Origin of the sequence: Litoribacillus peritrichatus, assembly GCF_039537985.1 — a bacterium.
GTDB classification, from domain to species: Bacteria; Pseudomonadota; Gammaproteobacteria; order Pseudomonadales; family Litoribrevibacteraceae; genus Litoribacillus; species Litoribacillus peritrichatus.
Window position 1 is genome coordinate 57,222 of the sequence record NZ_BAABBN010000017.1, and the last position, 13,226, is coordinate 70,447.

General features: G+C 50.7%; 13 protein-coding genes. 8 read left to right on the forward strand and 5 right to left on the reverse strand.

Annotated elements, in window-relative coordinates; translation table 11 throughout:
- The first annotated feature begins 31 nt into the window (after window positions 1-31).
- Window positions 32-829, forward strand: coding sequence for an alpha/beta fold hydrolase (locus ABD744_RS21750; protein WP_344800716.1), 798 nt, complete (start codon window positions 32-34; stop codon window positions 827-829).
- Between the two features lie 30 nt (window positions 830-859).
- Here the strand turns inward: ABD744_RS21750 and ABD744_RS21755 are convergent, their stop codons facing one another.
- Genes ABD744_RS21755 through ABD744_RS21770 form a run of 4 tightly spaced genes read right to left on the reverse strand, consistent with a single transcriptional unit; the run spans window position 860 to window position 4,384 of the window.
- The gene (locus ABD744_RS21755) at window positions 860-2,275 is read right to left on the reverse strand and encodes an MATE family efflux transporter (protein WP_344800717.1); all 1,416 of its coding nucleotides are present in this window, start codon (window positions 2,273-2,275) and stop codon (window positions 860-862) included.
- A 21-nt stretch (window positions 2,276-2,296) separates the two neighbouring features.
- Complete coding sequence (locus tag ABD744_RS21760; RefSeq protein ID WP_344800718.1) at window positions 2,297-3,094, reverse strand: iron chelate uptake ABC transporter family permease subunit; 798 nt, start codon at window positions 3,092-3,094, stop codon at window positions 2,297-2,299.
- Window positions 3,087-3,887 (reverse strand): zinc ABC transporter ATP-binding protein ZnuC, encoded by an 801-nt coding sequence (gene znuC / locus ABD744_RS21765; protein WP_344800719.1) that lies wholly within the window; start codon window positions 3,885-3,887, stop codon window positions 3,087-3,089. The genes ABD744_RS21760 and znuC overlap by 8 nt, the downstream gene beginning before the upstream one ends.
- Window positions 3,884-4,384, reverse strand: a complete 501-nt coding sequence (locus ABD744_RS21770; protein WP_344800720.1) for a Fur family transcriptional regulator — start codon at window positions 4,382-4,384, stop codon at window positions 3,884-3,886. The genes znuC and ABD744_RS21770 overlap by 4 nt, the downstream gene beginning before the upstream one ends.
- A gap of 71 nt (window positions 4,385-4,455) precedes the next feature.
- Between ABD744_RS21770 and ABD744_RS21775 the strand changes: the two genes are divergently transcribed.
- From ABD744_RS21775 to norR, 7 genes are all read left to right on the forward strand, one after another.
- Window positions 4,456-5,433: a zinc ABC transporter substrate-binding protein gene (locus tag ABD744_RS21775; RefSeq protein ID WP_344800721.1), complete on the forward strand. Its 978-nt coding sequence runs from the start codon at window positions 4,456-4,458 to the stop codon at window positions 5,431-5,433.
- A 56-nt stretch (window positions 5,434-5,489) separates the two neighbouring features.
- Window positions 5,490-6,332, forward strand: coding sequence for a hypothetical protein (locus tag ABD744_RS21780; RefSeq protein WP_344800722.1), 843 nt, complete (start codon window positions 5,490-5,492; stop codon window positions 6,330-6,332).
- A 612-nt stretch (window positions 6,333-6,944) separates the two neighbouring features.
- Window positions 6,945-8,354 carry an FAD-dependent monooxygenase gene (locus tag ABD744_RS21785; RefSeq protein WP_344800723.1) on the forward strand — a complete coding sequence of 470 codons (1,410 nt, stop codon included), beginning with the start codon at window positions 6,945-6,947 and terminating at the stop codon, window positions 8,352-8,354.
- A gap of 296 nt (window positions 8,355-8,650) precedes the next feature.
- Complete coding sequence (locus tag ABD744_RS21790; RefSeq protein WP_344800724.1) at window positions 8,651-9,010, forward strand: hypothetical protein; 360 nt, start codon at window positions 8,651-8,653, stop codon at window positions 9,008-9,010.
- Between the two features lie 78 nt (window positions 9,011-9,088).
- Complete coding sequence (gene hmpA, locus ABD744_RS21795; RefSeq protein ID WP_344800725.1) at window positions 9,089-10,318, forward strand: NO-inducible flavohemoprotein; 1,230 nt, start codon at window positions 9,089-9,091, stop codon at window positions 10,316-10,318.
- Between the two features lie 97 nt (window positions 10,319-10,415).
- Window positions 10,416-10,634, forward strand: a complete 219-nt coding sequence (locus ABD744_RS21800; RefSeq protein WP_344800726.1) for a hypothetical protein — start codon at window positions 10,416-10,418, stop codon at window positions 10,632-10,634.
- Between the two features lie 10 nt (window positions 10,635-10,644).
- Entirely contained in the window at window positions 10,645-12,228 is a 1,584-nt protein-coding gene (gene norR, locus ABD744_RS21805) for a nitric oxide reductase transcriptional regulator NorR (protein ID WP_344800727.1), read from the forward strand.
- A gap of 20 nt (window positions 12,229-12,248) precedes the next feature.
- Here the strand turns inward: norR and ABD744_RS21810 are convergent, their stop codons facing one another.
- On the reverse strand, window positions 12,249-13,067 hold the full coding sequence (locus ABD744_RS21810; RefSeq protein ID WP_344800728.1) for a substrate-binding periplasmic protein: 819 nt from the start codon (window positions 13,065-13,067) through the stop codon (window positions 12,249-12,251).
- Between the last annotated feature and the right edge of the window lie 159 nt (window positions 13,068-13,226).

Consider the following 13,226-nt stretch of genomic DNA (forward strand, 5'->3'; position numbering starts at 1 on the left):
TGTGTATTCAACAGCACTTGAGGACTACCGCATGCAACTGACGGTCAACGGTCAAACGATTAAATACCTTCTTCGTGGCGAAGGTGAACCCATTTTGTTTTTGCATGGCAACCCGGATACATCGCATCTTTGGTCGGGCATGATTGCCCTCCTGGAAAAACAGTACCTTTGCATCGCACCCGATCTGCCGGGGTACGGTGAATCAGAGATAGCGCCGGATTTTGACTTTTCGTTATCGGGTCAGGCCAATTTCATTGATGATTTCGTCAAAGCGCTGAAACTGGACTCCCCCGTGCACTTGGTGGTGCATGATGTGGGGGCGTTCTTTGGGCTGAGTTGGGCGGTGGCGTGCAGTGAACAGGTTCGGTCGATCACTATTTTTAACACGGCTTATACCCGTGACTACCGTTGGCATAAATTAGGACGTATTTGGCGGACGCCATTATTGGGTGAGCTAAGTTTGGCGCTCATGGATGAACGGACATTTGTGGGCAGCATTCGTCGGGTGGCGCCCAAGCTGCCTAAAAATGTGATCACACAAAGTTATCAACAGCTGACCAAGAAAACCCACAAAACCATGTTAAAGCTGTACCGGGCGATGAACCCTTCGGTCTTCATTGGCTGGGATGAGCGCTTTCAGCGTGTGGCCAGACAAACGCCTGTGCAGGTGGTCTGGGGCAGCCAAGACCCTTACATCGAACGAAGGATTGCCCGGACATTCGGCACCGAAAAGATCACTTACCTGGAAGATTACAGCCACTGGGTGCCAGCGGAAGCGCCGGAGCAAGCCGCTGAATGTTTGGTTTCGTTTTTAAATGACCTTGATTGAGCAGACCGTCAGAGAAGCGAGTTATAACGCTTAGCTGAACCACTGCCGGTGTTTTGAATAGTGACGGCTACACAGCGCCATGCCCAGGCTTCTGGCGGCGATGAAGGCGCTCATTGCCAGCCACAGGCCGTGGTTTTGCCACTGCTCGCTCTGACTGAACCCAAAGTATTGATTGAGCCCAAGGTATTGGCTGAACCCGATGAGCGGCAGAAAGATCAAAAAGGTGCTGACCAGCATGATGTTTTGCATGGCCTGAACCTTGGTGGAGCCAATGAACACGCCATCGTAGGTATAACACCACACCCCAATTAACGGCATCGCGGCCAGCCAGGGTAAATATTGGTTGGCGAGGGCACGGATGTGGCTCAGGTCGGTCAGCCATGAAATCAACAATGACCCGCCGAGGAAAAAGGCCAGCGTTAATATCAGCGCCGAAATGGCAGACCAAATCAGGCAGACCCGGATGACGTTCACTACCTTCCCGTGATTTTTTTGACCACAGGCTTCACCGACCAACGCCTCTGCGCCGTGAGCAAAGCCATCTAAGGCATTAGAAATCAACAGTAAAAAGGTTAATAACACTGCGTTGGCGGCCAGCGTTTCCTCCCCTATTCGAGCGCCCTGGGCGGTGAAGAGGGCAAAGGTGAATAATAAGGTGCCGGTGCGGACAAAAATATAACGGTTGATGAACACCATTTCTTTCAGGGTTTTCAGGTGCGGCAGCCAACGGTGAATTTTCTGAAACTCATCACGGTAGTGATACAGAATGAAGGTGCCGCCCAATAAGGTGGCTGAAATGTCCGCCGATAACGTGGCAAGCGCTACCCCTTCGACATTCATGCCGAAGCCGATGACTAAAATCAGATCCAACAGGATATTGATCAAATTGGCAACCACCAGCATGTACAACGGGATTTTAGTGTTCTGGCGGCCAACGAACCAGCCTATGATGGCGTAATTTAATAACACGAAAGGCGCGCCCAGAATACGCCATTGGGCGTATAAGGTGGCCTGCAGATATATTTCATGGTTGGACGTTGCGTCATTGCCTGCCAACAGACTCAGCCCCAAGGGCATCCACAGCGGACTGAGTAGCACTAACAGTAAACCGATGAATACGGCCAGCCAGCCTGAAGACAGCAACAGTTGCAGGATGCGAGGGGTGTTTTGGCTGCCGACCGCTTGCGCGGTCATCCCGCAGGTGCCCATGCGTAAAAATCCGAACAACCAGAAAACGGAGGTGAACAAGGTGGTGCCCAATGCCACGCCAGCCAGGTATTTGGATTCTTCCAAATGGCCCAGTACGGCAGTGTCGACCAACCCCAACAGCGGCACTGTGATGTTGCTTAACATCATCGGCCAGGCCAATAACCAAAGGCGCCGATGCAAATTGACCGGCGCTGGTGTTTCGGAAGGTTCCGTTTGAGAAGGGTTGCTTGAACTCATAATTTGGGTCGCGTTGCGGACTTAGTTTTGCTGGCCTTGAATTAACCGCACCAAACTGTGGGTGATCAGAAACATCATTCCGGCGCTGGTGACAATGGCCGGGCCAGCGGGGAGATCCATAAACCAGGAACCGGCCAAACCAGAGCACACCGCCAACATGCCGAATAAAGTGGCAATGACCGCCATTTGTTCGGGAGACTTACTCAATACCCGGGCAATGGCGGGTGGAATAATCAGTAACGAGGTGATCAATAAAATACCGACGATTTTCATGGCCAAGGCAATGACGACTGCAATCATGATCATCAGTATCCACTGTAACCACTGGACTTTATACCCTTCTGCGGCGGCCAGTTCAGGTTGCAGAGTGATCGACAGCAAGCCCTGCCAGAGCTTCACCAACAACCCGATGATGATCACGGACAACGCGGCGATCCAATAAAGGTCGAAGGGTTCAACCGATAATAAATCACCAAACAGGTAGGCCATCAGATCGATTCTGACGTCATCCATCATTGCTGTGACCAGAAGCCCCAGCGACAGAGTGGTGTGGGACATGATCCCCAGCAAGGTGTCCATCGCAATGGTTCGGCTGTGCAAAATAACCAGCGACGTTGCTAACAGCACGCAACCGGCAGTCACCGCCAGCATCAGATTGATTTCAAGCAACAGGCCTAAGGCAATGCCCAGCAATGCCGAGTGCGCCAGGGTATCACCGAAGTAGGCCATTTTACGCCAGACCACGAAGCAACCCAGAGGCCCGGCCATTAATGCGATGCCCAAACCGCCCAAGAGTGCGTACAACATAAACTCAGGCATGTTTTTGTCCTTCGGTGTGTGAATGGCTTTTGGCCATGGTCTGATCGGACGGATGGCCTTCATGTTGGCAGTCACCGTGCAGATCATGGGTGTGATCGTGATGATGGGTATAGTGTGCCAGCATCGGGTGGATTTTCTGAGGACCGAAAATCGAGATGTATTCGTCGCTGCGGGTGACTTCGTCGGGGTGCCCTGAGCAGCAAATATGGTGGTTCAGACACAATACCTGATCGGTTGCCGCCATGACCAGATGCAAATCGTGCGACACCATTAACACGCCACAGCCCAGTTCGTCCCGAATGGACTGGACCAGCTGATACAGTTCTGCCTGACCATTGATGTCTACGCCCTGCGCTGGCTCATCGAGAATCATTAACTGGGGCTTGTTCAGAATGGCTCTTGCCAATAACACCCGTTGTTGTTCGCCGCCCGAAATGGTTTGCAGCGGAGACTCTGCAATGTGATCGACCGACACGCGTTGCAGTGCCGCAAGCCGGTCATCTTTGGAAGACTTAGGGCCTAACGATAAAAACCGGTCGACGGTGATGGGCAGGCTTTGTTCGACGTGCATTTTTTGCGGCATGTAACCGATGCGGGCACCAGGTTGAATAGTGACATTGCCTTTCTGGTATTTTTGTAAGCCCAGAATACAACGAATGAGCGAAGATTTTCCGGCACCGTTCGGGCCGATCAGGGTGACGATTTGCCCGGGCTGAATGGTGAACTCAATCTGATCAAGAATGGTTCGTTTCTGCATCTTTAAGGTCAGTCCCGAAACGGTTAACAGGCTCATGCCAACCCCTTATTGTTGTCGTGCTCATCCGGGTGTTGGCACTGTGGACATAACCCGTAGACTTCGGTGACGTAGCTCTTCATTTGAAAATGATGCTGTTCGCTGACCTGTTGAATGGCGTGGAGAATGTTTGCGTGATCCACTTCCTGAGCGTGTTCACACCGTTCACAAATGATGAAGGTGCCGGTGTGGCGTGCGCCCGGCTGGCAGCAACCAATGAAGGCGTTCAGTGAGTTAATGCGATGAATTAAGCCTTGTTCCAGTAAAAAGTCGAGCGTGCGGTACACCGTCGGCGGTGTCGCTGAAAAATCACTGTCCTTGATTTGATCCAGCAATTTATAAGCGGTGACAGGTTTATGACTTTCCCAAATCAGAGTAAACAATTGCTCCCGAAGTTTGGTGAAGCGAACGCCTTGTTCTTCGCACAAGCGGCGAGCCTGTTCGACGGCCGAGGTTTGACATTGATGATGATTATGATGGGAAAACGCAGAATCCACTTTCCAATACGCCTGTAAAAAAGAGATAATGTAATACTATAACATTTATTTGAAGTATTGAGAGCGTTTTAATGGGGTTAGTTGGATTTAAACGAGCGGCTCGCAGAGCGTTGAGTTGGCCATCACAGGCCGTGTCGTGGGTTGTTTTGAGTATGGCGGTTGGGCTTGTGGCTTATTCTGGTACGGCGAGTGCCGGGTCAGACCCCCAAATTCTTGCCTCCATACCGCCGCTGGCGATGATTGCACGCGATGTTGCCGGTGGGAAAGCGCAGGTCAGTGTATTGAATCAAAATGGCTCACCGCACCACCGGGTGTTGAAGCCTTCTGACATCCGGGCAATGACCAGTGCCGACATCATCTTATGGGTGGGGTTGCCCTTGGAACAATACATGGTTCGTTTTGAATCACGCTACACCGATAAAATGTTGGCCATGCTGGAACACACCAGTGATGCGACCCATTTATACAATGACGGTCACTCACACCACGACGCAACGGACCACCATGGGCATGCCCATGGCTCGGTCGATCCCCACATCTGGCTCAGTGAACAGGCCACGATTGAACTGGCTCTTGTGATTGCCGACCGGTTGTCGGCGCTTAACCCGCCGCAAAGCAAGTACTACCAGGCGAATGCGGCCCGTTTTGCAGAACAGGTCAGCGCTTCACAGAACCAGTGGGCGCAACAACTGGCACCTCATCGTGACGCGCCTTATTTTGTCTATCACAATGCCTACCAATATCTGGAAAAGTCATTGGCCATCGCCAACCAAGCGGTATTAACCGTCAATCCCGGCATTAAGCCGACGGCCGCTCAATTGGGCCGGCTTGCCAAAACCCTCGACGGGGTGACGAAAGCCTGCGTATTTTATGAGCCTGAGTTTCAACAGATTCGGCTGGATCGGGTCACGAATGCTCAGTTGTATTATCAGGTGCTGGACCCGCTCGGCAGTCAGTTTCAGCTCTCGTCGGATCAACCAAACCAATACATCCGGTTTATGAACGGGCTTGTTGATCAACTCTCGGGATGCCTGTCACAGCTAAAATGAGTTTTCTAAACTAAACTCAGAGATGTCTTTTTTTTGAATGGGAAAGTGAATCCAGTATGAAAGAGTCTCAGGTGTTTCGGTCTCTGTGTTTTGGCTTGGTCGTATCTATGACCGGGTTGGTGGCTTTGCCGGTGGCAGCGTTGCCCAAGGAAATAGAAATAGATCGCCTGTTGTTGGCGGTGGAAACGTCGGTGGCCAATCAAAACTGGGACAAAGCGAACGCCCGGCTCATTTCGGTGAAGGCTCTGGACGATGCCCCGCCTGCGGAATTTTATTATTATCGGGGAAAGGTATCGACCGAACTGCAAGAGTATTCAGAAGCCAAAGAAGCGCTGGAGTTTTATCTGGAACAACAAGGCCGGGAGGGCGAGTTCTATCGCGCCAGTCTTGAGTTACTGAACCGTATCGAAGATTCTGAAGTGAAGCAGCAGACGGAATCGGCACGTAAGTCGATGGGCAGTCAGCTGGTCATCGAAGATAAAGAACATAAGAATTACATCAACAAACTGCAAAGTCTGTATTTGGTGGATTCAGGCCGGGACGCGCTGGAACTGCATATCAATACCTTGTTATCCAATCACAGATACATTCCCGGCCGATACCGGGATACCCGGAAATGGCTTGGCAGCGAATATCAGATTCAGGTGCGCCGGGGTGTCGTCTCCATTCTTGAAAAACGATCCAACCAGTCAGGTGGCTACAGCCTCAATCAGGATCAAATCACTGTCTATGGGGTTAACCCTTACTTGGGGGTTGAGTGTGATTCGGTTGGCGATCAATGCTGGATTAATCACCCTGAAACCGGTAAGCACTGGTTGGAGTTGGAGCACGATCGTGATGCTGCCAGTAAGGCGGCAGAAGCCTTTTCTCACCTTATTCGTTTGATGCAGAGCAGCTAACCCTATCTGCTTCCATTTGCGGTTGTGAATGAAAATTGGTCGCATTCTCTGTAGCTGCTGTGAGCATTCTCCTTTATTGGTGATTTGCCACACAATTGTCATAAATTAGACCTATCTTATAAGTTGATCAATAAACAACCAGTTTAGTGCGTCAGCGCGTTTCCATGCCCCGTTGGAGTTCGTTTTTTGAACAGTAACAGACAAGAAAATTTGTCGGCTTTACTTAACTGTTTGAAAAAGAATGAAAATTTTAAATTGGTACAGCTGATGCTCTGACTAAAGTGTCAAAAAAAGCTTATTCAAACTTTGGAGAATATCATGTTGGACGATAGCAGCTTTGTAGTAATGATGGCATCGACAGAAAAGGAACGTGAAAGCATGCGGGCTTTGAAAGATTATTTTGAGGGCATGTATTTCGCAAACTGATCGGTACGATGCTTTGATTGCTTGTACAACCGTTTTACCCTGAGACCCCACCTCTCTGTGTAGCCGCTTTCTTAAGCGGCTTTTTTGCGTCTGGGTGAAAAATAGTGCACCAAGAATTTTGATTTATATCAGCCAGCCTGCCATCATTCCGTGCTTTCATGGCCAGAATGCTTGTAGGGGAACACCATGGCGCAAAATATCGGATCACAAACATCTCACAGCTCGCATTACGATGTGCTTATTGTTGGCGGCGGAATGGTCGGCAGCGCCATTGCCTGTCAGTTGGGTCAGGTGGGAATGAAAGTGGCTGTGTTTGACCGTTTTGCGCCGAATGCCTTTGATGCCAGTCAGCAGCCGGATCTAAGAGTATCTGCATTAAGCCCGGCGTCGATTGAGCTTTTAAAGAAAGTGCACGCCTGGAAAAACATTGAGGCGATGCGCTACGCACCTTATCAACGCATGGCCGTGTGGGAAAAACTGCATCACCCGATTTCCGGCGCAGAAATACCAACGCGGATGAACCGAACCGAGTTTGACGCCGAAGAGCTGGGTGAACCTTTATTGGGGGTGATTGTTGAAAACCGGATCACCCAGCTGGCATTGCATCAGCGCATTGCCGAACTCGATACCGTGGATTTAATTGTTCCGGCGGAAGTGGCAGACATTGAACAGACCCAAGGCGTTGCTGTTACCCTGGCGGATGGCCGTCGTTTCACAGGAGAGCTACTGGTGGGCGCTGACGGTGCCAATTCGGTGGTTAAACAGTGGGCTGGCATTGATACCGAAGCCAAAGCGTATGAGCAACACGCGTTGGTGGTGACGGTAAAATATCAGGGCCGACAGGAAGACATCACCTGGCAAGGGTTTACAGCCACCGGGCCGGAAGCGTTTTTACCGTTACCGGACATCAACGGTGAGCATTATGGTTCGTTGGTGTGGTACAACACGCCTGAAAACATCGATGCCTTAAATTTGTTGAATGACGAGCCGTTTCGGAAAAAACTGCAACGCAGTTTTCCGGATGAATTACCGGAAGTGACGGAAGTGCTGGAACGAGGCAGTTTTCCTTTAATCAGGCGCCATGCAGAACGTTACTTCGGTGAGCGCGTGGTGCTGGCTGGCGATGCCGCGCACACCATCAACCCGTTAGCAGGTCAGGGGGTGAATTTAGGTTTTCAGGACGTGCTGACCTTAACCAATAAAATCATTGATGCGCGAGATCGCTGCGAAGACTTCTGGACTCTGGACGTGCTGAGCGGCTATCAAAACGTCCGTCGTCCTCAAAATGCGATGATGATGCGCATCATGGACTTGTTTTATCATACCTTCAGTAATGACATTATGCCGGTGAAGCTGGTCCGAAATCTGGGGCTGAGCGTTGCCGGTCGTTTTACTCTGGGCCAGAAACTGGTGATGAAATACGCGATGGGTTTGGTGCATGTGTGGCCGGAAAAGCTACCTAAGGTGCCTGCATTGTCTGAACTGACCAGCAACAACCCACTGGAAATGATCAAATCCCAGTTGAGTGGAATGCCTGACCTTCCCTCTCCGAAAAGCCTCTGGCAACAATTCAGAAACCGCGATAACTCTCTTTAAGGCGTCCTGCAACAAGGCTGTCCATCCGGCTGCGATTTCATCGCGGCCTCAGGTGGAACATCATGCCCTACTTGTTTTCTGATTCTGGATCACCTTCGCCGTTCAGGCTTTCCCACAGTTCGCTTTCGCGTCTTCATCTTTTGTTGTCTAAATCACAACATTGTTGTCTTTATGACCATTGTTTTCTGTGTCTTTATCACAACCGGTGAAAAATATATTGATCTAAATCAATAGTTTAGTTGTTGGCATGGCTCTTGGAATGGTTAAAGGACTTTTAACCACTTGAGAGTAAGGCGATGAATAAATCCCTTCTTCTTTTTTTAATCAGTTTATATGGGGCTGCGTCCGTTGGGTACGCCGATGAAGTGATCGGTCGTGCGCCCAATAACACCGCTGGCCATTTTATTGGCGGCTGGACCGGGGTAATGACCGGCGGGGTCGTGGCGGGACCTGTGGGTGCTATTTTGGGCGGCCTGGGTATCGCTTGGTTGGGCGGTCAACTGCAGGAGACTTCCGGGTTGAGCGAGCAGGCTTATCAGGTCAGTAATGAGCATGGTGACGTTCAGGTGGTGCGGTCGCCTAATCGTCAGTGGAAAATAGGTGATCAAGTCGCCGTGGTTGCCAACCGTCTGCAACCGGCAGCCAAGCAAGATTGATCCCCGGTTTTCAAAATTACAGATAAAAAACACAAATTTAAAATCAAGACCAAAAAGACTCGAATCAGGAAAATAAACATGATCTCACAACAACAAAAAGCCATTATCCAGGCAACATTACCAGCGGTTGAGCAAAACGCAGTAAACATCACCTCGTGCTTTTATCCGTTGATGTTTCAGCGTTACCCAAGCGTGTTGAACTATTTTAATCAGGCCAACCAACAACAGGGAACCCAGCGTGAGGCGTTGGCGAATGCGGTAGTGGCCTATGCGAAAAATCTGGATCGGTTGGATGTTTTATCCGATGCGGTGAGCTTGATTGTTCAGAAACACTGTTCATTAGGCATTTTGCCCGAACATTATCCGATCGTGGGCGAATGTTTGTTGGCGGCGATTGCAGAGGTACTGGGCGATGCCGTTGATGATGCAGTGTTGGATGCCTGGGGTGCGGCTTATCAGCAACTGGCCGAGATCTTAATCGGGTCAGAACAAGCGACGTATCAGTTCATGGCGGAGCGTCAGGGTGGTTGGAATGGCCTGCGCGATTTTGAAGTGATTGAAAAGCGTCAGGAAAGTGAAGTTATCACCTCGTTTGTGTTGGCTCCGGCCCATGATCGTGAGGTGATCGACTTTCATCCAGGACAATACATCACCATCGTTAAGACCCTCAATGAGAGGCAGGTCAGACGCAGTTACAGTTTGTCGTCGTCGCCGGGACGGGACACTTTGCAAATCAGTGTCAAACGGGAAGACGGTGGCACCCTATCAAACCATTTACACGATGACGTTCAACCCGGCGATGTACTGGCGCTTACGGCCCCGTGCGGTGATTTTACCCTGAACCAGAATCCTAAACCTCTGATGCTGGTGACTGCTGGCGTGGGCATTACACCTGCCTTGTCGATGTTGAAGGCCAGTCTGGGCGATTATGCAGTGGCAGGTCGGGAGATTCATTTTCTGCATTGTGCCCGCAATGGCCAGGCGCATGCTTTTGGTCGTGAGGTCAGACACCTGGCCGAGACTCACGCGCATGTATCGAGCACCTTTATTTACAGTCATCCGGCCGAGTCTGATTTGTCTGGGGAAACGGGGCTGGCCGATGACTTCGGTTTCTTAACGGAAACGCACCTGAAGGATCATTTGGGCGCAAAGCGAGACGTAGAGCTTTATGTGCTTGGCCCTAAGATTTTTATGCAACAAGTGTTGCAGCTGGCGGCTGATCTGGGCATTCCGGAAGCTCAAACGCATTTTGAGTTCTTTGGGCCGCTGGAAGAGTTAGCGATTGACCGGAGCCAACACGCAGCGTAATTGGAACCGTGCCGCTGGTGGTGCTCGGTGCATTGATCTTCACCGACCACCACCTGGTTGGGTCGACTGTCCGGTACGAAGTGAACGAGGAGTGATAATGAACTATCAAACGATGTTATTGGTGGCCAATCAGGCCATGGCGGCTACATTTTTATTGCTGCTGGTATCGCTGGCGGAGGCCTTTTGGTTGCCTTTAGAATCGTTGATGCTGACGGTGGTGGCACACTTGTCGAACATTGTTTTGGCGACGGCCTTAAAAATCAGTTATATACTTCGGCTCATAGCGCAAAAAGAATTGGGCCTACAGCTTCGCTAGGTTGCGATGTTTGTTCGAAATATTAGGAGGGCGTGTCACTTTGACATCCGCGTTGTATCAGGTGTTGGCTGAAATCCTGGGCGATTTATCAAAACATATGACCAGCCAGGCGCGGTATCAGCGGTTGATGGATGCCTGGTTAACATTAATGCCCTGTGATGCTTGTGCCATGTTACAGCTGGAAGGGCATCAACTGGTGCCGCGTTCCGTCAATGGCTTTGGTTCCGACATGATGGGGCGGCAATTTGCGGTGGATGAACATCCCCGTTTGGCTCACATCTTACACAGCCGTCAGTACGTCCGGTTTGATCTGGACTGCACCCTCCCCGACCCTTATGACGGCTTGATTCCCACCGAAGATGGTCACCTTCATGTGCATGATTGCATGGGGGCTTCGTTGTACATCGATGAGCAACCCTGGGGCGTCATCACTTTGGATGCATTAACCCCCGGAACCTTTGATCAAATTGACCCGCCGTTGTTGCACACCTTGATCCGGATAACCGAAGCGGCGATCAAAACCGCTGCTTTGATTGAGCGTTTAGAGCAGGAAGCTGAACATCAAACCGAAGTGGCCCGGGCGATTTACGAACAAAAAGCCAAATTCAGCTTCATCGGCCAAAGTCCGGCGTTTAATCGTTTGATGGACGAGATTGAGACGGTGGCTCAGTCCGATTTAACCGTATTGATCACAGGCGAAACCGGTGTGGGTAAAGAGCTGGTGGCGCACAGTATTCATCAGGCGTCAGGCCGGGCCGATGCCCCTTTGGTGGCGGTGAACTGCGCGGCGTTGCCTGAAGCCTTGGTTGAAAGTGAATTGTTTGGCCATGTGGCGGGAGCGTTTTCCGGCGCCACCAAGAACCGGGCAGGCAAATTTGAATTGGCCGATGGTGGCTCGTTATTTCTGGACGAAGTGGGCGAGCTGCCATTGGTGGCTCAGTCTAAACTGTTGCGAGCCATTCAAAGTGGTGACTTGCAACGTGTCGGCTCTGACCGTGAACTGCATGTGGATGTGCGCATTATTGCGGCCACCAACCGGAACCTTTCTCAGGAAGTGGCCGAAGGTCGCTTCCGGGCCGATCTGTATCACCGTTTGAGCATTTATCCGATTGCTGTTCCGGGATTGCGGGACAGGTTGTCGGATATTGGTCCGTTATCCGGTTTTTTTCTGAGCCGGATGCAGCGCAAGTTGGGCCACATAAACCTGGCATTGTCTCAGTCTTCTGAGCAAGCATTGGTCAGTTATGGCTGGCCGGGCAACGTGCGGGAATTAGAGCACGTCTTGAGCCGGGCCGCGTTAAAAGCGTTTGCGGAGCGCGGTAAACAGGATCGGTTGGCGGTGATTGAACCTCATCACTTAGGACTGAATGAGTCTTCGCATTCGGTGTCGGTTGGTTTGACGACGGCAGCAAAACAAGATGCCTGTGCTGAGTTTCAGGCGGGTGATTTAAAGTCTGCCATGGACGAGTTTCAGGCCAATTACATTCGTAAGTCGTTGGTTGCGTTTCAGGGCAACCGATCCAAAACGGCGGCGGCTCTGGGGCTGGATCGGAGTAATTTTCACCGATTGTTAAAACGGTTGGATATTAGCTGATCACAGAAGGTGATGCGTCATCATTCGAAGAGGCTGCCCAGGTAAAAGGCGTTTCGGATGTTGGCCATTTCTTCCGATTCGCGAACGTCGGCGATGGTTGTCCAAATGGTTTCTGCAAGCTCCGGGTGGTTTCTTGCCAATTCAAAAGACAGCATTAAATAGTAAGGCTTGGTCTGAATGGGCACTTTGTATTTTTTTATGTTTGCGTCTAAATCCGGATTGTTTTTAAGAATCAAATCGACTCGGTCGGTGTGCATGGCGGCACCGGCGGCTCGGCCTTCTATGACGATTTTTAAATTGTCTTTCGGGTTGGTGAACTCGACGGTTTGTACCCCCAGTTTTCTGATGAGGTCGCCAATCGAGAAACCGCTTTGAATGGTGATGGGGCCGTCCAGATTGATGAAGGTTTCGCCATTCCAGCCAAGTTTGGATTGTTTGGGAATGTAGAGTGAATAACTCGAGGTATGAATACGCCGGTTTGCATTCAGGTTCCCTTTGGCGGTGACCGGGTAACGGCCCATGTTTAAACGCTCTGCTTTAAAGCTGGCTCCGATGGCGCCATGTACCTTGGCGTTTTGCAGATGCAATAAACAGCGCTTCCAGGGCAAAGAAATAAACTCCACCGGAATATTGATTTTTTGGGATACCAGTGACAGTAAGCTGATGTCCAGCCCTTGGTTTTTGCCGTCCACTTGGAATACCCAGGGATAAGCGTTTTGGTCTTCATGACAGAACTTTAATGACGTTAGCGCAGGCTGAGGTTCACTGGCAATCAATGCCGGGGATACGCTAATGATACACCACATAAGAACGGCTCGTGTCCTTGCGAAGGTTGTCATGAATAGTCGCCTTTTTTAACCCTGAGTCATGTGTATTGATGAAGTATAGATAGCTTATGGCGGGCGTGGGGTTTGTTTATCGGAAGTCTGTGGTTTGTATGCTGGTGAGACGGGGGCTGGTGAAGACGTTCTGAAGGGCACCGAAAGTACAACGTCAGT

Bases quoted from the DNA above. Each gene is read 5' to 3' on its own strand.
- ABD744_RS21800 (WP_344800726.1), top strand. From the start codon at position 10,416: ATGAACTATCAAACGATGTTATTGGTGGCCAATCAGGCCATGGCGGCT.
- ABD744_RS21785 (WP_344800723.1), top strand. From the start codon at position 6,945: ATGGCGCAAAATATCGGATCACAAACATCTCACAGCTCGCATTACGAT.
- ABD744_RS21780 (WP_344800722.1), top strand. From the start codon at position 5,490: ATGAAAGAGTCTCAGGTGTTTCGGTCTCTGTGTTTTGGCTTGGTCGTA.
- ABD744_RS21775 (WP_344800721.1), top strand. From the start codon at position 4,456: ATGGGGTTAGTTGGATTTAAACGAGCGGCTCGCAGAGCGTTGAGTTGG.
- ABD744_RS21760 (WP_344800718.1), bottom strand. From the start codon at position 3,094: ATGCCTGAGTTTATGTTGTACGCACTCTTGGGCGGTTTGGGCATCGCA.
- ABD744_RS21810 (WP_344800728.1), bottom strand. From the start codon at position 13,067: ATGACAACCTTCGCAAGGACACGAGCCGTTCTTATGTGGTGTATCATT.
- ABD744_RS21755 (WP_344800717.1), bottom strand. From the start codon at position 2,275: ATGAGTTCAAGCAACCCTTCTCAAACGGAACCTTCCGAAACACCAGCG.
- hmpA (WP_344800725.1), top strand. From the start codon at position 9,089: ATGATCTCACAACAACAAAAAGCCATTATCCAGGCAACATTACCAGCG.
- znuC (WP_344800719.1), bottom strand. From the start codon at position 3,887: ATGAGCCTGTTAACCGTTTCGGGACTGACCTTAAAGATGCAGAAACGA.
- ABD744_RS21790 (WP_344800724.1), top strand. From the start codon at position 8,651: ATGAATAAATCCCTTCTTCTTTTTTTAATCAGTTTATATGGGGCTGCG.
- ABD744_RS21750 (WP_344800716.1), top strand. From the start codon at position 32: ATGCAACTGACGGTCAACGGTCAAACGATTAAATACCTTCTTCGTGGC.